The organism is Brevibacterium sp. JSBI002 (assembly GCF_026013965.1).
GTDB lineage: Bacteria > Actinomycetota > Actinomycetes > Actinomycetales > Brevibacteriaceae > Brevibacterium.
The window spans coordinates 864121-882817 of record NZ_CP110341.1; the positions used below are offsets into that span (position 1 = coordinate 864121).

Sequence of the window (18697 nt, forward strand, 5' to 3'; positions counted from 1 at the left end):
CTGATCGTGCCTATTTTCCGGTGCCCGGTCCGCCGCCGCGGAAGCCGGAGCCGTCGCCGTAGTTCGATCCGCCGCCGGTGAAGAACGGGAGGAAGAAGAATCCGCCGCCTCCGGAGCGGGACGAGTCGCAGCCGACGTAGTCGTAGCTGCTGCCGTTCTTCTCGTAATCGCCCTCACCGGGGTTCGAGACGTATTGGCCGTTGCTGAGGTCGTAGTCGCCGCAGTTCGACGACCCGGACGAACCGCAGCCCTGGAACACGTTGCCGATGAAGATGAGGACGACGACGAAGAAGATGATCGTTCCGCAGCCGATGCGGCGCGGCTTCCGCCCCGATCCGCCGCCGGGCCGCTGCGGTCCGCTGGGACGTTGGGGGCCGGACGGACCGGAGTTCTCGCGGTCGAAGTTGAAAGAGCCGCCGCCCATCGAGACGTTCGGTCCCTGGCTCATGTCGACCTCCTCAATTCGGAGCTGCTGTGCACGATCTCTCCATGCTGCGGGTAGCAGTGCCACGACTGCCAGGCGATCCGTTCGAATTCAGCGCAGGTCAGGGACAGTGCCGTCAGTGCGCCGGGCTGTCCGGGGAACGCGACCGAGAGGTGGTCGTCTGCGGTGAGGGCACGGTCGGCACCGGCAGCGAGCACCTCGGCGGCGGCCGTCGGGAAGTCCCCGGTCACGTGGGTGCGGGTCGCGGTGAATCGGTGTTCGGTGAAACCCGCCCACCGACCGTGGCGGATGTCTTCGCGGTCCCACCGCGGTCGTTTCGGAGACGAATCGTCCCCATCCTCGCCGAGGCAGGCGAAGGTCTCGATGAATGCATCGGTGGGCCCGGCGCTCAGGATCGCCTGGTGTGAGGAGCCGATGACGGTCAGTCTCAGGGCCAACGCTGGCGTCGCCTCGGCGAGGGTGGGCCCGGTGTCAGCGATCACTGTGTCAGTGGGTGCGGTTACGGTGGGCACATGAATGCTGCGGGAGGCCAGGGGAGCGATCCGGCCGTGGTCGAGGCTCAGCCGCAGCGCCTCGGCACTGGTGTCGGTGAAGGGGACGTCGAGTGGGCGGGGGAGGGTGAGCATCAGCTGCCGGAGTAGATGGTGAAGGAACCGGTCGGGATGGTCTCTCCCGTGCTCACTTCCCAACGTCCGTGGTCGAAGCGTTCGAAGGCGAGCAGACGGCCGTCGCCGGATTCGTAGTCGACATAGTCGACCCCGCCCTTCTCGTTCAGCCCCGTGGTGCCTTCGGACCGGTAGGAGGCGGTGCCGTGCTCGACGAGGTCGTAGTCGGTGCCGTCGATGGTGATGGTCCGGGCCTTCGGTTCGATGTCGAGGTCGGGGCGGTCGCGCCAGCGGGCGACCTGCACGTCGGGATCGCGTTCGACGCTCAGCCACATGCGGGTCGCCGAGGCGTCGGCCTGGAAGAAGTGCTCGGCCCAGTCGTAGCCGCCCTCGGAGATCCGCAGTGTGCCGCGGACGAAGAACTTCTCGTTGCCGAATTCGAGGAGATCGCCGGCCTTGATGGTCTCGGGGTCACCGCCGGTGTTCTGGTCGGCGGCGAAGGGATCGCGCGGGGTGGTCGGCTGCTGTGTCTGCTCCTGCTTGCGGGCCTTGTTGGCGCGAGAGCGGATGACGAGCACGGTAACGAGGACGACGATGATGAAGACGAGGACGGCGATGAGGAGTTCTGTTGGCACGGCGGTCTGCTTCGTTTCGATGGCCGGACGGGTCACTGCCCACTCTAGTCGACCGGAATGTCACGCGCGGCTGTGATCGGACTTCTTCTCCAGAGCGGTCATCGTATCGGCGATGAAGAACCCGAGGTCGCGGTTGAGTGCGAGCATCGGTTCGTTGCCCGTCGCCGTGTACGTCTGCACCCATTTCGCCGAGGCGGTCGCCGCAACCGCGGGCAGCTGACGCAGGTTCGCGACCTTGAGGGCCCGACCGATCCCGCGGCCTCGAAAGGCACGGTCGACGAGCGTGTCCTCCTGGATGACGATCTGCGGATCATGGGACGAGACCATGATCTCCGTGTAGCCGACGGCGAGTTCGCCCACGTGCGCCATCGAGCTGACCAAGGTCCAGCCCTGCTCTTCCATCCGCTCCTCATGGCTGCGGATCGCCGCAGTGCTGGCATGAGTGGCGGAGCGGGTGAGGAAACCGACGGGCACGTCCTCATCCATCTGCACACGCAGTTGGGTCCAGGATTCCAGCACCTCCTCGGGGCAGGCTCCGATCCATGAGGTGACCGAGAAGTCCGGGTCCTCCCTGACCACCGGCACAACCGTCGACGCCCCCGAATCCTTGTACCGATTCGCATCGGCGTCCAGGTAGGCGGGCAGGTCGAGCAGCAGTCGGTGCTCTTCGTTGCCGATGCTCATCCCGTGCGCCTGCGCGAAGGCGACCCCGGCCGGGCAGTAGGTTTCGGTCTGCACGATCTCCGAGGAATCGTCACCATCATCGAGGAACTGTGCGGCCGCCTCGGCGAGGGCAGTGCCGACACCCTGCCGACGGTGAGCCGAGAGGACGCCGAGTTCGATATCGGTCGGAGTTTCGGGGGAGAGACTGATCTCGACGCCGCCGATGATCTCCTCGCCGAGGCGGCCCACCAGGGCGATGTCCTGCCCTCCCGGACGCGGGTGGGCGAATTGGGTCAGCGTCGTCTCGGCGCTGCGCCACCAGGCGGCGGTGCGGCCCTCGGTGTAAGCGGTGCGCATGACGTCGTTCCACGTCAGCAGCGCAGATTCATCGTCGGCGGCGATGCGCGTGATCTGAATCTCAGACATAGTGAAAGTCGATCACGGCAGGTGCCGGTTTTCAAGGACGCCGCGGTTCGGGGTCCTCGGGACGGTCAGGGTCGTCGGTGCTGTTCGTCCCTCGGGGTCGAACTGGTCCACAGCGGATCCGCGGTCGGACGTGTCGGTGGGGGTCGCCTCGGCGTGGGGATCGTGTTTGGGCAGGCGGGAGCCGATATGAGAACCGGGAGTGTTCATCACCCGGTACACGAGGAAGGCGCCGATGCTGAAGACGACGATGATGCACAGGGTGAGGAAGATGACCGCGCCGAGTCCGGGCTGCATCATTTCGCCATGCGCCGACGGTCGAAGTAGTTCGCAAAGCGAGCTTTGAACGAGCCCATGCCGATCGATCCGCCCACGCGCACGAGGGGTCGGCGGCCGGTCGGAACCGCATCGACGACGGATTTCACGCTGCCCCAGGTCTTCGAAAGCTGGTCGACGTTGACGGCCCAGTCGGCAGGGACGACGACGGTGACGGCGCCCATTCCGGCGACGATCTCGACCTCGATGACTTCGAGATCGGTCTCGACCTCGAGGAAGTTCAGTTCGATGTTCGACATCGAGGGTTCGCAGCGGATATACGGCGGGACCGCCCACCTGGCACGGCGGACCTCGGACTCCCAACCGGCCTTGATGACGAGCGGATCGAAGCGGTCATGGCCCGTGACCGTCAGCGAGCGGGCAGGGGCGGGGGCGATCGCCGAGGCGGGGCGGAAGCGATCGGAGGGCAGCTCGGTGGTGAGGTCGGCGAGCACCTCGTCGAGGTCGATGGGGAACTTCGCGGATTGGACCTTCTCCATCCGTTCGTCGAGCTCGTCGACCGTGATCCGACCGTCTCCGGCGGCTTCGCGCAGGACCTCGATCGCCTCGTCGCGCTCTTTGTGGCCGATGCGGAAGGTCTTAGCGGGGTCGTTCTCGTCGGGGGAGGGGGTGACTGAGCTCATGATCTCTATCGTGCCGGATCGGGAAGTCAGCGACAACGGCGGGGAGTCCGGGGCCGTGTCTCGTGTCAGCCGTTGGCATTAGGCTAGGGGACGTGTCCACCGCACTGTACAGAAGATACCGCCCAGAGACCTTCGACGAGGTCATCGGTCAAGAGCATGTGACCGATCCGCTGAAGGCCGCCATCGAACGTGGCCGCATCAACCATGCCTACCTGTTCTCCGGCCCGCGCGGGTGCGGCAAGACCACCTCGGCGCGGATCCTGGCCCGGTGCCTCAACTGCGAACAGGGACCGACCCCGGTGCCGTGCGGGGAATGCCCGAGCTGTCTGGACCTAGCGAACGGCGGACCCGGTTCGCTCGACGTCGTCGAGATCGACGCGGCCAGCCACAACGGCGTCGATGATGCCCGTGACCTGCGTGAACGTGCCGTCTATGCGCCCGCGCGCGATCGGTACAAGGTGTTCATCCTCGATGAGGCGCACATGGTCACCTCGCAGGGCTTCAACGCTCTGCTCAAGATCGTCGAAGAGCCGCCTCCGCACATCAAGTTCATCTTCGCCACGACCGAACCCGAGAAGGTCATCGGCACGATCCGGTCGCGGACCCACCACTATCCGTTCCGGCTGGTGCCGCCGGAGGCCCTGGGCAACTACCTCGAGGAGCTGTGCGCTCGTGAGGGTGTGCAGGTGGCCAAGGGCGTGCTGCCGCTGGTCGTCCGCGCCGGCGGGGGATCGGTGCGTGACACGCTGTCGGTCCTCGACCAGCTCATCGCCGGGGCTGGGCCGGACGGCGTCGACTACGGCAGGGCCGTCGCGCTGCTCGGCTACACGCCGGACTCGCTGCTGTCCGACATCGTCGATGCGTTCTCCGCCGGTGACGGTGCCGGGGTGTACCGCGCGGTGGAGCGGGTCATCGAATCCGGTCAGGACCCGAGGCGCTTCGTCGAAGATCTGCTCGAGCGCTTCCGGGATCTCATCGTCATCAACGCCGCCCCCGAGGCGGCCCATGCCTTCCTGCCCGAAGTGCCGCCGGACCGCCTGGAGAGGCTGACTCTGCAGGCCAACGGATTCGGACAGGGTGAGCTCTCCCGTGCCGCGGACCTGCTGAATGTGGGCCTGACGGAGATGTCGGGTGCCACCTCGCCGCGGCTGCAGCTCGAACTCATCTGTGCCCGGATTCTGCTGCCCGGTTCCGGCCGCAGCCGGGATGCTGTGCTCAGCCGCATGGAGCGGATGGAGCGTCGCATCGGCATGTCGGCCACCGGCGTGGCAGCGAACGTGCCGTCGGCGCAGGCAGTCCAGGATCAGGGTGCTTCGCAGGCCCCTGTGCAGGGCCAGGCGCCTGCTGCCGATCAGGGTCAGTCGGGCGGTCGGCCGTCGGCAGGTGACACGTCTGCTGGTGCGCCGGGCCGCGGAGCCGGAGCACCGGCTGCGAACACGCTCTCCGGACAGACCCAGAGCACAGCTCACGACGACTTCGACGACATCGCAGCTATGGCCGCGGCCGCCGAATCGATGCTCAACGCACCGGTGGCACAGCCGGGGCAGCAGCCTGAGCAGGGGCAGCAGCGTCAATCAGATCGGCAGGGGTCGCAAGGGCAGGCCGAGCCGGAGCAGGCACCGCCGTCCGGACCTCAATCTCAGACCGCGAACGCTGGTCCGCAGCAGCAGTCTGCTGTGGATCCCCGGAGCGCAGCTGACGGCCAGCCGGCGCAGGAACAGCAGCCATCTCCCGATTCGCCGCCCGAGCCTGCGGCCGAAGCGTCGGGCGCGCCGCAGAATGAGTCGCAATCTGTGCAGGAGAATCAGCACAGCCAGAACTCTGCCGATGCCTCCGCACCCAGTTCCGCACCGGACTCCGAGTCGCACAAACAGCCTCAGCGTCAGTCGGCTCCTGCTCCTGCGGCTGCGGCTGCGGCTGCGGCACCGACGGGACCAGGATCTGCGGCTGCGGCACCAGCCGGACCTGGCGATGGCCCGCAACAGTCCGAGCAGGCAGCGGCACCGGAAGCGACATCGGTGGCGGGATCCGGCGACATCGGCGGTGAGATCGAAGCGATCCGCCGCGCTTGGCCGAGCATCCTTGCCTCGGTGGAGAAGCGCAGCCGTCTGACACGAGCGATCATCGCGGCCAATGCGATCCCGCAGTCGTTCTCCGACGGAGTCGTCTACCTCGGCTTCAACAATGCCGGATCAGTACAGGGATTCCAGCAGCGCGACCATGCGGCCAAACTCGCAGCGGCGATCAACGACGTCCTCGGCATCCAGGCTCGTATCGACGTCGGTGATGTCGGCCGGATCGGCGGAGGAAGTGCCGGTGCTGGCAATCAGGGCAAGGGCTCCTCGGCCCCGCCCATGAATGACTCCGGCGGCAATCACGGACCTGCGCCGAGCCAGCGCCGCCCGAGTCCACAGGAAGTCGCCGCAGTCGTCGGTACCCGTGAAGTCGACAAACCACAGGTCGACCACGAGAAGTTCTGGGAACCCAGCGGTCCCACACAGGGTCCCTGGTCCTCCGACGACGAGGAGGGGGAACAGCCGGGCCCACCGACTGAACCCACACCACAGGACGACCTCGATGAACCGGCCGATCAGGCAGAAGAGGGCTCGGCCGATTCTGGTCCGAAATCCTCGGCCGCTCAGGTTCCCGCTTCGGACTCGTCCGTCTCTGAAGGATCAGATTGGAACGCTCCTGAGCCGAGGAGCGTTCCTGACCGCGATTCTTTTGAACCAGCCGTCCCGGACGTCGTTGTGCCAGACTTGTCCGACGATGACTTCTTCGGTGGGCCGACAGATGCCGGAACCGATTCGACCGACCCCGCAAACGCACCGGCCGACGACTTCAATCATCCTGCCTCTTTACATCAGCAAGGATCAGCGTCTGCGGGTTCGTCCGGCTTCGCCGACGATTCGCCGATGGAGTACGTCGAACCGCGGTGGGAAGAGCCGAATTGGAATGACGGTCTCTCACCGATCGACACCTCGCCGGTCGATGCGGCATCGACAGGCACAGCCTCGGCCGACGTCGACGAGACGAGCGCCGGCAGCGGAGCTGTCGACGTCGGAGCTGTCGTCGTGCCGCCGCCCGATGACGATCTCGACTATCCCGATCTCGGCGACACCCCGAGCGACTTCGGGGGAGGAGCCTTCGACCAGCAGGCACCTGCCGTGCAGTCGCCGCCGGCCCATGGGGGAGAGGCGAAACCATTCAAATCGCGCTTCGCCGCACTCGCCGAAAAGCACGGTGCCACCACCACTCCGCCTGCCGGACACGGTTACGGATCTGCTCCGCAGGCCAGCCCAGCTGGCGAGACCGCACCGGGGGCCGCCTCGGCGCCGGGATCGAATCCCAACCCGCAGCGGACGGGATCGGACGAGGACGAGTATGATCCGGAAACGGACCTCGACGTCTCCGAAGCGCCGCAGATGGGCGTCGATGTGATCGCACGGGTCCTCGGCGGCGAAATCATTGACGAAAGAGAAGTATGAGCGCTGTATACGAAGGTGCCCTCCAGGACTTGGTCGAAGAGTTCGGCAAGCTTCCGGGCATCGGGCCGAAATCGGCCCAGCGTCTGGCGTTCCACATCCTGCAGACGGACTCGCAGGATGTCAATGCGCTGGCACAGGCACTCACCGACGTGAAGAAGCGAGTGCGGTTCTGCGAGATCTGCGGAAACGTCTCCGAGGAAGCCGAATGCACGGTCTGTCAGGACCCGCGCCGCGATCGGTCGATGATCTGTGTGGTCGAAGAGCCCAAGGACGTCGTCGCGATCGAACGGACAAGAGAATACCGGGGCCTCTATCACGTCCTCGGCGGAGCCATCGACCCGATGGCCGGGGTCGGGCCCGATAACCTGCGGATCAAGGAGCTCATGACGCGTCTGCAGGACGGCGAGGTCAAGGAGACCGTCATCGCCACCGACCCGAACCTCGAGGGCGAAGCCACCGCCACCTACCTCGTCCGCCTGCTCGGATCACTCGGCGTGACCGTCACCCGCCTGGCCTCGGGGCTGCCCGTCGGCGGCGATCTCGAATACGCCGACGAAGTCACCCTCGGTCGGGCCTTCTCCGGTCGTCGCGAAATCGACTGACCGCCTCGGTTTCGCCCTCTTGACACCATATCGATAATCGTGAAACATATTGCTTATCGATATATCGAAGAACGATAAGTCATCGGATTCGGCGAAGGACGGCGAAGAGCTCGCCTGCCCCACGCCGGGACGGGGAGGCGTTGTCATGTCACCGACAGAGGAACAGCAGCCGCACGACGAACCTCAGAAGCGCAAGGCGTTCGGAACAGGTTACGAACTATGGATCGGTTTGGCGGTCGGCTTCTACGTCATCTATGCCGTCACTGATCTCGTCACGCGAATGATCCGCTCCGAAGTGGCGGTGGCGGTGGACTTCTCCGACGGCGCACCCTCCTTGCTCGATGCCGGGAACGGAGCGGCATCCCTGTCCGGACTCACCGAGATCGTCGTTCCGATGTCCGACGTCTCGACCGGGGCGGTTGTGCTGGTGACCATCGTCGAAGTCACTCTTATCCTCACCGTGTTGGCGGCCGCGATCTCCTTGGTGCCTGTCATCCGTGACATCGCGGCGGGAACACCCTTCACGCCCCGGGCATCCCGCGCCTTCGCGGCGTTCGAGTGGATCGTGGCGATCGGGTGGATTCTCCACTTCATCGCCAAGGTTCCCGGCGGCAACTGGATCTCCGCCGATATCGGTATCGCTGATGAAGTCGGGCCGGTAATCACCGTCGTTCACGCATTCTTCGTTCTCGGGGTCGTCGGCGGCGCCGAACTGCTGCGGCGGTGCTTCAGATCAGGACGCGAAGCTCAAGAAGAGCTCGAAGGGCTCGTGTGATGGTCGAGGAATTCGACTCATCCCGGGTCATCTGCCACCTCGACAGTCTGCTGACCCGGCGAGACATGAGCCTGACCGAACTGTCCAAACGCGTCGGGGTCTCGCTCGCGAACCTCTCCGTGCTCAAGAACAACAGAGCGAAGGCCGTGCGCTACTCCACTCTCATCGCTCTGTGCGAGGTCCTCGACTGTCAGCCCGGTGACCTCTTCACCGTGGAGCGACGGTCGGGCTGACCGTCAAGAGCAGCGCCCGTCGGCACGAAGCCGGCGGGCCGCCTCGGCGAGTGAATCGGGCGTTCCACGATGCCTCGTTTATAACGATTTCTGAGCGGGGGCTGAACGCCCGGTGACCAACCGCCGTCTCGCCTATGTGCACAGTCAACGCTCGGGTCTGCAGGTGCGGACATTCAGCCCGGTCAGGCGGTGTCTGAATGACGGGCGAAGGTGAAGCGGAATGACCTACCTCATACAATGGTTCAGGTGCCGGGAGCCCGACACGGCTGAAATCCTGATCGATGCAGCACGAGACCTCCATGTTTGGAACCATGGAATCGATCGCCTGGCACGGAACTTATCAGCGATAAGGAAGATACTGCAGTGAGCATAGTCGTCCAGAAGTTCGGTGGGTCCTCGGTAGCCGATGCGGAATCGGTCAAGCGGGTGGCCAAACGAATTGTCGAGTACCGTCAAGCCGGCCACGAAGTAGTTGTCGTGGTGTCGGCCATGGGTGACAGTACCGATGATCTCATCGACTTGGCCCAACAGGTTTCCCCCATGCCCCCTGCCCGCGAACTCGATATGCTGCTGACCGCCGGTGAGCGCATCTCGATGGCGGTGCTGGCCATGGCGATCGCCAACCTCGGCTTCGAAGCCCAGTCCTTCACCGGTTCCCAGGCCGGAGTCATCACCGATGAGCAGTTCGGCAAGGCCCGAATCATCGACGTCACCCCCGGCCGCATCCGGTCCTCTCTCGACGAGGGATACGTTGCCATCGTCGCAGGATTCCAGGGCGTCAGCCAGACTGCGAAGAACATCACCACACTCGGCCGCGGCGGCTCCGACACCACCGCTGTGGCACTGGCCGCGTCGCTCGACGCCGATGTGTGTGAGATCTACACCGACGTCGACGGCGTCTTCACCGCCGACCCGCGGATCGTGCCCTCGGCACGCAAGATCGATGAGATCGGCTACGAAGAGATGATGGAGATGGCCGCCTCGGGCGCCAAGGTCCTCATGCTCCGCTGCGTCGAATACGCCCGCCGTTACAACGTGCCGGTGCACGTGCGGTCCTCATTCTCTCGCAACCAAGGAACCTGGGTGACCGATTCACCCATCCCCGAAGCCTTCCGCCAGGGCCGGGGATCATCGACCCCGGCAGCGGAACCAGAAACGGAGTCCACCATGGAACAGGCAATCATCTCCGGCGTCGCCCACGACCGCTCGGAAGCCAAGGTCACGATCGTCGGTGTTCCCGATGTCCCCGGCAAGGCCGCTGAGATCTTCAAGACTCTGGCCAAGCAGGAAGCCAATATCGACATGATCGTCCAGAACATCTCCACCCGCGAGCCGGGGAAGACGGACATCTCATTCACCCTGCCCATGGACGACGGGGCCAAGGCGCTTGAGGCCCTCGACGGTGTGAAGGCAGAGATCGGCTTCGACCAGGTCCGCTACGATGACCAGATCGGCAAGCTCTCCGTCGTCGGCGCCGGAATGCGCTCCCACCCGGGCGTGACCGCGACCCTCTTCGAGGCGCTCAGCGAAGCCCAGGTCAATATCGACATGATCTCCACCTCGGAGATCCGTATCAGCGTCGTCACCCGAGCAGACCTGCTCGACGACGCGGTCCGTGCCGCTCATGCCGCCTACGGACTCGACAGTGAAGACAACGAAGCAGTGGTGTACGGAGGTACCGGACGATGAGCGTCAATATCGGAGTAGTCGGTGCGACCGGCCAGGTCGGCGGAGTCATGCTCGACCTGCTGGCCGACGATCCCGGGTTCGAGATCGGGTCCCTGAGGCTCTTCGCCTCGGCCCGTTCGGCCGGGAAGACGATCGACTTCAAGGGTCAGCCGATCACCGTCGAAGATGCCGCCGAGGCGGATCCGAGCGGACTCGATATCGCCCTGTTCTCCGCTGGTGGGGCGACGTCGAAGGCACAGGCCGAGCGTTTCGCCGCGGCTGGTGCCATCGTCGTCGACAACTCCTCGGCGTGGCGTTCGGACCCGGAGGTTCCGCTCGTCGTCAGTGAGGTCAACCCGGATGCCCTTGATGAGCCGCCCAAGGGCATCATCGCGAACCCGAACTGCACGACCATGGCCGCCATGCCCGTGCTCAAGGCTCTCCATGACAAGGCCGGACTGAGCCGTCTCATCGTGGCCACCTACCAGGCAGTGTCCGGTTCGGGTCTGTCCGGGGTCGAGGAGCTCGCCGGTCAGCTCGAAGCCGGTCTGCCCGATGCGCGCAGGCTCACCACCGACGGAAACGCGGTGAGCCTGCCGGAGCCTGACAACTACGTCGAACCGATTGCGTTCAACGTCCTGCCGATGGCCGGATCGGTCGTCGACGACGGGCAGAACGAAACCGATGAAGAGAAGAAGCTGCGCAACGAGAGCCGGAAGATCCTCGGCCTGCCCGACCTGCTGGTCGCCGGCACCTGCGTGCGCGTGCCAGTCTTCACCGGACACAGCTTGAGCATCCACGCCGAATTCGACTCCGATATCAGCCCCGAGCAGGCCACCGAGATCCTGTCGCAGGCTCCCGGAGTCGCCCTCGACGAGGTCCCGACCCCGCTCAAGGCCGCGGGTCGGAATGACAGCTACGTCGGCCGCATCCGCGCCGACCAGTCGGCACCGGCAGGCAAGGGGCTCGTCCTCTTCGTCTCCAACGACAACCTGCGCAAGGGTGCGGCACTGAACACCGTGCAGATCGCCGCCCTGCTGGCCAAGAAGCTCGAGGCGAAGGCCGCCTGAGCGGCTCGATTGCTGATCGTCGGCGTTGACCGGTGACGTGCAGCAGTCCGCTGAGGATCGCAACCGCCCGGAAGCACCTGCTTCCGGGCGGTTCGTCATCTCCGGCGGCTCGTTCAGGGGCACGCGCGCTTGTGCAGGGCTGCCGAACTGGTTCAAGCGCAAACGCGGATTGCACACGGTAGACGGGCGCTGATGTGGGCTCTGCCTTGAACGAGCGGAAGTGAGCGCTCGCCCGCAACATATAAAAGCTTTGCTATATATAAATATTTATATTAGTGGCGGGCCCTCGATCTGAGTATCGTCGACGATGTTGCTTCATCCTCGATGCCTCAGAAAGGCTCCTCATGACCTCCTCGCGCATTCTTCTCACCTCCGCTGCCATCGCCTCCTCGGCGACGTTGGTCCTCAGCGGCTGCGGGGGTCAGGCCTCCGAAGCCGACACTGGAGCTCTGCGCGTAGTGACCTCGACGAACGTCTACGCCGACATCGTCTCTCAAGTAGCCGGTGATTTCGCCGAGGTGACCCCGATCATCGATGATCCGAACCAGGATCCGCACTCCTACGAGGCAACCACGCAGGACCGTCTCAAACTGTCGAAGGCCGACCTCGTGGTTCAGAACGGCGGCGGCTACGACGCATTCATGACCGGAATGCTTGATGCCTCCGGTGCCGAAGTCGACATCATCGATACCGTTTCGATCTCCGGCCTGCCCGGTTCGGAAGGTCTCGGCAACGAACCGCACAACCATGATCACGGCGACGCCCATGACGACGAGGAGGCCCACGGCGGTGGGCACGCTCACGAGGGTGAGGAGGCACATGATCACGAACATGCCGATGAAGGCCACGATGAGGGCCACGATGAAGAGGGCCACGAAGGTCATGATCACGGATCATTCAACGAACACCTGTGGTACTCGGTCCCGACGATGACGAAGCTCGTCGACGAGGCGGCGACCCACCTCGGCGAGGCCCTGCCGGAACATCAGGGCGAGTTCGAGGAGAATGCGAAAGAGTACAAGGCGGAGCTGACCGCGCTGCAGGACGATATCGATGCGGTGAAGAAGGAACACGGCGGCGAGAAGGTCGCCGCGACCGAACCGATCCCTCTGTGGCTGTTCGACGATATGGGGCTCGAGAACGTCACCTCGATGGAGTTCCTCGCCGCGGTCGAAGAGGGCAATGATGTGCCGCCGCTGGTGCTCAAGGCCGCGGAGAAGCAGATCTCCGATGGAGATGCCGTGCTGCTTGGATACAATACTCAAGCGGCAGGTCCGCAGGCAGAGGCCTTGAAGTCCACCGCTGAGGACTCCGACGTCCCGGTCGTCGACCTCGCCGAGACCATGCCTTCGGGAACACACTATGCCGATTGGATGGGCGGCTACATCACCGAAATCTCAACCGCACTCGAAGGGCACAAGCACTGAACATGGCCAAGGAATCCGACGCTTCCGCACCGGCAACACCACGGGAGCCGGTGATTCGACTGCGCGACGCCGAACTGCGGTTCGGTCCGCGTGTGCTCTGGCACGATCTCGACCTCGACGTCGCGCCCGGGGAGTTCCTCGCCGTGCTCGGCCCCAACGGCACCGGCAAGACCTCCCTGCTCAAGGTGCTGCTGGGACAGAATGCACTGTCGGCCGGCACCGCTGAGGTCGGCGGTCGGGAAGTCCACAAGGGCAATCCCGCCATCGGCTACATTCCGCAGCAGCGCGGAATCGATCCGCACACTCCGATGCGCGGCCGCGATCTGGTGCGCATGGGCATCGACGGTCACCGGTGGGGGATGGGCCTGCTGTCCCGGGGGCGAAAGAAGAAGGTCGAAGACCTCTTGGCCTCCGTCGGCGCCACCGACTATGCCGACGCCCCCGCCGGCACGGTCTCCGGCGGTGAGCTGCAGCGACTGCGTGTGGCCCAGGCCCTGGCCAACGATCCCACGGTGCTGCTCTGCGACGAACCGCTGCTGTCCCTCGATCTGCACCACCAGCAGGTGGTGGCCGCGCTGCTGCACGAACAGCGGGTCAAACGCGATGCCGCCGTCGTCTTCGTCACCCACGAGATCAACCCGATCCTGCCGTATGTCGACCGGGTACTCTATATCGTCGGCGGGCATTTCCTCATCGGCACCCCCGCCGAGGTGATGACCACCGAATCGCTGTCCCGCCTCTACGGTGCTCCGGTCGAAGTGGTCCGCGTCGGCGGCCGCCTCGTCGTCGTCGGCGGTGAAGAGGAATGCGTCGACCACCACAACCTGCCCGATGACTCCTTCGACCTCGACGGGACGGTGGTGAACCGATGAGCATTCCTGAGATCTTCGCCAACCTCTTCACCTTCGAGGATTACGGCGAGCTCGTGGCGCTGCTGGCCAATTCTCTCATCGCCGCGGCGCTGCTCGGCGTCGTCGGCGGCCTCATCAGCGTCTTCGTCATGGCTAGGGACATCCCCTTCGCCGTTCACGGGGTCTCCGAACTCTCCTTCGCCGGTGCCGCCTTCGCTCTGCTCGTCGGCTTCGACGTCGTGACCGGGTCGATCGTCGGGTCCGTCGTCGCCGCACTCATCATCGGCATCGGCGGGGCCAAGGATTCAGAGAAGAACGCGATCATCGGCGTCCTCATGCCCTTCGGCCTGGGACTGGCGATCCTCTTCCTCGCCCTCTACGACGGGCGAGCGGCGAGCAAGTTCGGGCTGCTCACCGGCCAGATCGTCGCCATCACCCCCGGCCAGATCCTCACCCTCATCACCTGCGCGCTGGCCGTACTCGTGGTGTTGGCGATCGTCTGGCGTCCGCTCATGTTCTCCAGCCTCGACCCCGAGGTCGCACGGGCTAAGGGTGTGCCGGTCAGTGTGCTCACCATCGTCTTCATGCTCACCCTCGGCGTCGCAGTGGCGCTGAGCGTGCAGGTCGTCGGTGTCCTCCTCGTCCTCGCCCTCCTCATCACTCCCGCCGCCGCGGCGACTCAGCTCTCGGCCTCTCCGGTGTGGGTTCCGGTGCTCAGCGTGATCTTCGCCGTGACCGCCTCGGTCGGTGGCATCCTCATCGCGCTCGGTTCGCCGGTGGTCCCGATCAGCCCGTTCGTCACGACGATCTCGTTCCTCATCTACGTCGTCTGTCGCCTCGTCGGCGGTCGCCGGATGAAATCCCTGCACCGCCGCCGCGCCCACCGCGCCGCAGAAGAGCACAACACCCCCATCCCCACCCCCTAATTACTACCTGACGGCGGCCCAGCAACCTGGCGCGAGGTTGCTGGGCCGCCGTCAGGTAGTACTGGGAGCGGATAGAGTTGGGGGAATGAAGAAGCGCGCTCTCCTCGCCGGTGCTCTTGCCGCCCCCACGGCCGCCGGAATCTGGGGTGCGGTCATCGAACCGCACCTCTTCGCCATCCGTCGCCACACCCTGCCGATCCTGCCTGCCGGAGCCGAATCCGTCCGGATTCTCCACGTCGCCGACCTGCACCTGGCTCCCTGGCAGAAGCACCGTGCCTCCTGGGTCAAAGCGCTCACCCGGCTCGAACCGGACGTCGTCGTCAACACCGGAGACAACCTCTCGGCCGACATCGTGCCCGACGTCCTCGACGTCTTCTCCGGTCTGCTCGACACACCCGGTGTCTTCGTCCTGGGGTCGAATGACTTCTTCTCGCCGCAGGCGAAGAATCCCGCGAAGTATCTGCGCTCGCCGTCTGAGGTCAAACACCGAGTGAACCCCGATCTCGACGTAGGGGCCCTCGTCCGCGGATTCGAAGAACCGACATCCCCGTCGGACTCTACGGCCGGCGGTCAGGGATGGCATTTCCTCGACAACACCGAGGCGGCCCTGACGATCAAGGGCACCCGGATCCACTTCTCCGGGCTCGGCGACGCCCATATCGACCGCGACCTGATCCGTTGGAGTGGGGGAGAACCCGGCAAGGGCGAGCTTGAGCATCCGCGGTTCGATCCCGAGGCCGGCCTCAGGGTCGGCGTGACACACGCCCCGTATTCGCGGACCTTGGAGGCGTTCGCCTCGGCGGGGGCGGATCTCATCATGGCCGGACACACTCACGGGGGACAGATCCGCGTTCCCTTTTGGGGTGCGCCGGTGACGAACTGCGACCTGGATCGGACACGCGCACGCGGAGTCTTTCCGTACCGGAAGAGCCTCGTCGCCATCTCCGCCGGACTCGGCTTCTCACCGTACTCACCAGTGCGTTTCGCCTGCCGACCCGAAGTCAGCGTCTTGGAACTCGTCGCAAAGGCCTAGCCCGTTCAGCGGTTTCTGAAGATTTGCACAAGGCGAATTCGTTAAACTGGCTGTCATGGTGTCTCCTGAGTCAAACGCCCCACCAACAAAAATGGGCGCGTTCATGCAGTTCGTGGCCGTCAGCGCAGTGGCGGGAATCGTCGCTGCCGGTCTGGCCATTCCCGGAGTCGGGGTCGCAACAGCCAGTGCGAACAGCGCTGTCGAGATCTTCGATTCACTCCCCGCGACCTTGGAGATCAAGGACCTCGGTGAGAAGTCGACGATGCTTGCCGCCGACGGGTCCGAGCTCGCGGAGTTCTACTGGCAGAACCGCCAGGAGGTCCCGCTGGATAAGATCTCGCAGGATATGCAGAACGCGACGATCGCGGTCGAGGACTACCGGTACTTCGAACACGGCGGCGTCGACATCGAGGGTATCGCCCGTGCAGCGGTGCACAACATGGTGTCCTCGACGACTCAGGGCGGATCGACACTGACCCAGCAGTACGTGAAGAACGTATTGGCGGAGAACGCCCACGCCGAGGACAACGCCGAAGGCGTGGAAGCAGCGAAGGAGTCCGAAGGCACCGCCGGCTACGCGCGTAAGCTGCGCGAAGCCAAACTCGCTGTCGCGGTTGAGAAGAAGTACGACAAGAAGGAAATCCTCAACCGCTACATGAACATCAACAACTATTCGGGTTCCCCGAACGTCTACGGTGTCGAAGCCGCCGCCTACCGGTACTGGGGCATCCACGCGAAGGATCTCAACATCCAGCAGTCGGCGATGCTCGCCGGAATCGTGCAGAACCCCTCGGCGTTCAACCCGCAGCGGTTCCCCGACCAGGTGCTCAAGCGTCGCAACACCGTGCTCGGGCAGATGCTCAAGTACGACCACATCACGCAGAAGGAATACGACAAGGCGGTCAAGACCGACCTCGACCTCGACCTGCATGAGACTCCGAACGGCTGTTCGGCAGCCAAGAGCAAGGCAGAATTCTTCTGCAACTATGTTCAGAACGTCATTATGAATGATGACACCTTCGGCGACACGGCTGACGAACGCCTGGCCTTCCTCCAACGTGGCGGTCTGAAGATCAAGACCAGCCTCAACCCCGATATCCAGAAGATCGCGGACAAAGAGATCAAGAAGCGCGTTCCCGTCGGCGACCCCTCCGGCGCCGGCCATGCCCTGGTGACGATCGAACCTGGAACCGGTGAAGTCATCGCCATGGCAGAGAACCGTGAGTACACGGCAGGCGAGGTGAAGAAGAAGGACAAGAACAAGAAGACCTCGATCAACTACACCGTCGACAAGAAGCACAACGGCGGCGGTGGCTTCCAGGTCGGTTCGACGTGGAAGCCCTTCGTCCTGACGGCATGGTTGAAGGAAGGCAAGAGCCTCAACACCACCGTCAATGCGACGAAGCGCAATTTCCCGGCCAGCTCCTGGAAGTACGAGGGCTGTCCGAATATGGGCGGAGACTGGGACCCGAACAACGCCGGCGACGGTGAAGGCAAGGGTTCGATGACCGCGCTCGAGGCGACGAAGAAGTCCGTCAACACGGGCTACGCGGCCATGGGCAACCAGCTGAACATGTGTGACATCATGGATACCGCGATGGACCTCGGCATCCGCTACGGCAGCGGAGAAGCGCTCGACTACAAGGACAAGTCCGGCTTCATCCAAGCACTGTCACCGTCGTCGATCCTCGGTACGACGGAGACCACCCCGATCGCCATGGCCGCGGCGTTCGCGACCTTCGCGAACGAAGGCGAATTCTGCGGACCGAAGCCGATCATCGAGATCAAGGACCGCAACGGCGAGAAACTCGACCTGCCCGGTGAAGGCTGCAAGCGAGTGCTCGACAAGGAAGTGGCCAAGGGCGTCGCCTACGCGCTGACTCAGACGTTCAACGGCGGTACGACGAGCTCGCTGAAGATCGGAGTGCCGGCAGGCGCCAAGACCGGTACGACGAACTTCGAGGTCGGTCACACCTGGCTGCTCGGCTTCACCAAAACCCTGTCCACAGCAGTGTGGACCGGTGATCCGGGGGGTACTCGCGACTGGCGCACCAACGGCGCCGGTGCCGTCAGAGGCCACATCTACGGTGCGACCATCTCCGGTAAGACCTGGCAGGCATACATGAGTCAGGCGGTGAAGGAGACCAAGGGCAACACCGGGTTCCCGAGGCCCAGCAACAAGTACTTCTCCGGCGGCGGCTCCGGCGGCGGTTCGTCCACCGGAGGCGGAGGCGGCGGCACCGGAGGCGGCGGTGGCGGTGGCGGAAGCCACGGCAACGGCGGTGGCGGCACCGGTGGCGGCGGCAACGGCGGCGGTGGAGGCGGCAACTCCGGAAACAACGGAGGCGGCGGCGGAAACAACGGAGGCGGCGGCAGTGACGGCGGCAGTGACGGCGGTGACGGCGGTGACGGTGGCGGCGAGGCGCCTGGCCTCGGCGGCAACTGAGCCGATGAGATGCCGGTCGTGACAGGCCGATAGAACCCAGCGGAGACCGTTCCGGTGCAGGCGGGGAGGACCAGATCCTCCCCGCCTTCACTGTCTCACTTTCACGGGTGTCGCCGCGGCGAATCAGCCGTGACCGCCGCCCACGGAACACAGGTGCCCAGCGTGCCCAGTCTGGGCTAGTGTGGGGATCGGACCAGCGTCGTCGACCGCACCAGGAAAGCCTGGTCATGCCGGATCATCCGGACCGCCTCGGCGACGCACCGACAACTGAGGAGAACCATGACCAAGTGGGAATACGTCACCGTGCCGCTCATCGTCCACGCGACGAAGCAGATCCTCGACCAGTGGGGCGAGGACGGATACGAACTCGTGCAGGTCGTCCCCGGCCCCGACAACAACGGACTCGTGGCCTACCTCAAACGCCCCAAAGAGTGATCTGAACCGGCCG

General features: G+C 64.8%; 18 protein-coding genes. 12 read left to right on the forward strand and 6 right to left on the reverse strand.

The features are described 5' to 3' along the window. Positions 1-10: 10 nt before the first annotated feature. The 6 genes from LJ362_RS03755 to LJ362_RS03780 are packed head-to-tail and all read right to left on the reverse strand — an operon-like array spanning position 11 to position 3730. Entirely contained in the window at positions 11-448 is a 438-nt protein-coding gene (locus LJ362_RS03755; protein WP_264800825.1) for a hypothetical protein, read from the reverse strand. Beyond that, positions 445-1071 (reverse strand): DUF2617 family protein, encoded by a 627-nt coding sequence (locus tag LJ362_RS03760; protein ID WP_264800826.1) that lies wholly within the window; start codon positions 1069-1071, stop codon positions 445-447. Before LJ362_RS03760 ends, LJ362_RS03755 begins: the two co-directional genes overlap by 4 nt. Next, complete coding sequence (locus tag LJ362_RS03765) at positions 1071-1685, reverse strand: DUF4178 domain-containing protein (protein ID WP_264800827.1); 615 nt, start codon at positions 1683-1685, stop codon at positions 1071-1073. The genes LJ362_RS03760 and LJ362_RS03765 overlap by 1 nt, the downstream gene beginning before the upstream one ends. Before the next feature lie 60 nt (positions 1686-1745). Further along, positions 1746-2774, reverse strand: coding sequence for a GNAT family N-acetyltransferase (locus tag LJ362_RS03770; RefSeq protein ID WP_264800828.1), 1029 nt, complete (start codon positions 2772-2774; stop codon positions 1746-1748). A gap of 12 nt (positions 2775-2786) precedes the next feature. After that, complete coding sequence (locus LJ362_RS03775; RefSeq protein WP_264800829.1) at positions 2787-3071, reverse strand: hypothetical protein; 285 nt, start codon at positions 3069-3071, stop codon at positions 2787-2789. After that, positions 3068-3730, reverse strand: coding sequence for a DUF1707 domain-containing protein (locus LJ362_RS03780; protein ID WP_264800831.1), 663 nt, complete (start codon positions 3728-3730; stop codon positions 3068-3070). Before LJ362_RS03780 ends, LJ362_RS03775 begins: the two co-directional genes overlap by 4 nt. Before the next feature lie 92 nt (positions 3731-3822). Between LJ362_RS03780 and LJ362_RS03785 the strand changes: the two genes are divergently transcribed. The 12 genes from LJ362_RS03785 (at position 3823) to LJ362_RS03840 (ending at position 18684) form a co-directional block, all read left to right on the forward strand. After that, complete coding sequence (locus tag LJ362_RS03785; protein ID WP_264800832.1) at positions 3823-7218, forward strand: DNA polymerase III subunit gamma and tau; 3396 nt, start codon at positions 3823-3825, stop codon at positions 7216-7218. Then, the gene (recR, locus tag LJ362_RS03790) at positions 7215-7820 is read left to right on the forward strand and encodes a recombination mediator RecR (RefSeq protein WP_025780860.1); all 606 of its coding nucleotides are present in this window, start codon (positions 7215-7217) and stop codon (positions 7818-7820) included. Before LJ362_RS03785 ends, recR begins: the two co-directional genes overlap by 4 nt. Before the next feature lie 145 nt (positions 7821-7965). Next, positions 7966-8595 carry a DUF2975 domain-containing protein gene (locus tag LJ362_RS03795; RefSeq protein ID WP_264800833.1) on the forward strand — a complete coding sequence of 210 codons (630 nt, stop codon included), beginning with the start codon at positions 7966-7968 and terminating at the stop codon, positions 8593-8595. Continuing rightward, positions 8595-8828: a helix-turn-helix domain-containing protein gene (locus LJ362_RS03800; RefSeq protein ID WP_264800834.1), complete on the forward strand. Its 234-nt coding sequence runs from the start codon at positions 8595-8597 to the stop codon at positions 8826-8828. The genes LJ362_RS03795 and LJ362_RS03800 overlap by 1 nt, the downstream gene beginning before the upstream one ends. Positions 8829-9191: 363 nt before the next feature. After that, positions 9192-10517: an aspartate kinase gene (locus LJ362_RS03805; protein ID WP_264800835.1), complete on the forward strand. Its 1326-nt coding sequence runs from the start codon at positions 9192-9194 to the stop codon at positions 10515-10517. Beyond that, the gene (locus LJ362_RS03810; protein WP_264800836.1) at positions 10514-11566 is read left to right on the forward strand and encodes an aspartate-semialdehyde dehydrogenase; all 1053 of its coding nucleotides are present in this window, start codon (positions 10514-10516) and stop codon (positions 11564-11566) included. Before LJ362_RS03805 ends, LJ362_RS03810 begins: the two co-directional genes overlap by 4 nt. A gap of 344 nt (positions 11567-11910) precedes the next feature. Further along, positions 11911-12993 (forward strand): metal ABC transporter solute-binding protein, Zn/Mn family, encoded by a 1083-nt coding sequence (locus LJ362_RS03815; protein WP_264800838.1) that lies wholly within the window; start codon positions 11911-11913, stop codon positions 12991-12993. A 2-nt stretch (positions 12994-12995) separates the two neighbouring features. Next, entirely contained in the window at positions 12996-13865 is an 870-nt protein-coding gene (locus tag LJ362_RS03820) for a metal ABC transporter ATP-binding protein (protein WP_264800840.1), read from the forward strand. Next, the gene (locus LJ362_RS03825) at positions 13862-14770 is read left to right on the forward strand and encodes a metal ABC transporter permease (RefSeq protein WP_264800841.1); all 909 of its coding nucleotides are present in this window, start codon (positions 13862-13864) and stop codon (positions 14768-14770) included. The genes LJ362_RS03820 and LJ362_RS03825 overlap by 4 nt, the downstream gene beginning before the upstream one ends. Positions 14771-14855: 85 nt before the next feature. After that, a complete protein-coding gene (locus LJ362_RS03830) occupies positions 14856-15803 on the forward strand; it encodes a metallophosphoesterase (protein ID WP_264800843.1) in 948 nt (315 codons plus the stop codon). A gap of 103 nt (positions 15804-15906) precedes the next feature. Further along, a complete protein-coding gene (locus LJ362_RS03835) occupies positions 15907-18249 on the forward strand; it encodes a transglycosylase domain-containing protein (RefSeq protein WP_264800844.1) in 2343 nt (780 codons plus the stop codon). Positions 18250-18528: 279 nt separating this feature from the next. Then, the gene (locus LJ362_RS03840) at positions 18529-18684 is read left to right on the forward strand and encodes a hypothetical protein (protein ID WP_009883339.1); all 156 of its coding nucleotides are present in this window, start codon (positions 18529-18531) and stop codon (positions 18682-18684) included. Positions 18685-18697 lie beyond the last annotated feature (13 nt).

What these genes read in the sequence shown, in the direction of transcription:
- LJ362_RS03755 (WP_264800825.1), bottom strand. Translation starts at nt 448, where the DNA reads ATGAGCCAGGGACCGAACGTCTCGATGGGCGGCGGCTCTTTCAACTTC.
- LJ362_RS03760 (WP_264800826.1), bottom strand. Translation starts at nt 1,071, where the DNA reads ATGCTCACCCTCCCCCGCCCACTCGACGTCCCCTTCACCGACACCAGT.
- LJ362_RS03770 (WP_264800828.1), bottom strand. Translation starts at nt 2,774, where the DNA reads ATGTCTGAGATTCAGATCACGCGCATCGCCGCCGACGATGAATCTGCG.
- LJ362_RS03775 (WP_264800829.1), bottom strand. Translation starts at nt 3,071, where the DNA reads ATGATGCAGCCCGGACTCGGCGCGGTCATCTTCCTCACCCTGTGCATC.
- LJ362_RS03780 (WP_264800831.1), bottom strand. Translation starts at nt 3,730, where the DNA reads ATGAGCTCAGTCACCCCCTCCCCCGACGAGAACGACCCCGCTAAGACC.
- recR (WP_025780860.1), top strand. Translation starts at nt 7,215, where the DNA reads ATGAGCGCTGTATACGAAGGTGCCCTCCAGGACTTGGTCGAAGAGTTC.
- LJ362_RS03795 (WP_264800833.1), top strand. Translation starts at nt 7,966, where the DNA reads ATGTCACCGACAGAGGAACAGCAGCCGCACGACGAACCTCAGAAGCGC.
- LJ362_RS03800 (WP_264800834.1), top strand. Translation starts at nt 8,595, where the DNA reads ATGGTCGAGGAATTCGACTCATCCCGGGTCATCTGCCACCTCGACAGT.
- LJ362_RS03810 (WP_264800836.1), top strand. Translation starts at nt 10,514, where the DNA reads ATGAGCGTCAATATCGGAGTAGTCGGTGCGACCGGCCAGGTCGGCGGA.
- LJ362_RS03815 (WP_264800838.1), top strand. Translation starts at nt 11,911, where the DNA reads ATGACCTCCTCGCGCATTCTTCTCACCTCCGCTGCCATCGCCTCCTCG.
- LJ362_RS03820 (WP_264800840.1), top strand. Translation starts at nt 12,996, where the DNA reads ATGGCCAAGGAATCCGACGCTTCCGCACCGGCAACACCACGGGAGCCG.
- LJ362_RS03825 (WP_264800841.1), top strand. Translation starts at nt 13,862, where the DNA reads ATGAGCATTCCTGAGATCTTCGCCAACCTCTTCACCTTCGAGGATTAC.
- LJ362_RS03830 (WP_264800843.1), top strand. Translation starts at nt 14,856, where the DNA reads ATGAAGAAGCGCGCTCTCCTCGCCGGTGCTCTTGCCGCCCCCACGGCC.
- LJ362_RS03835 (WP_264800844.1), top strand. Translation starts at nt 15,907, where the DNA reads ATGCAGTTCGTGGCCGTCAGCGCAGTGGCGGGAATCGTCGCTGCCGGT.
- LJ362_RS03840 (WP_009883339.1), top strand. Translation starts at nt 18,529, where the DNA reads ATGACCAAGTGGGAATACGTCACCGTGCCGCTCATCGTCCACGCGACG.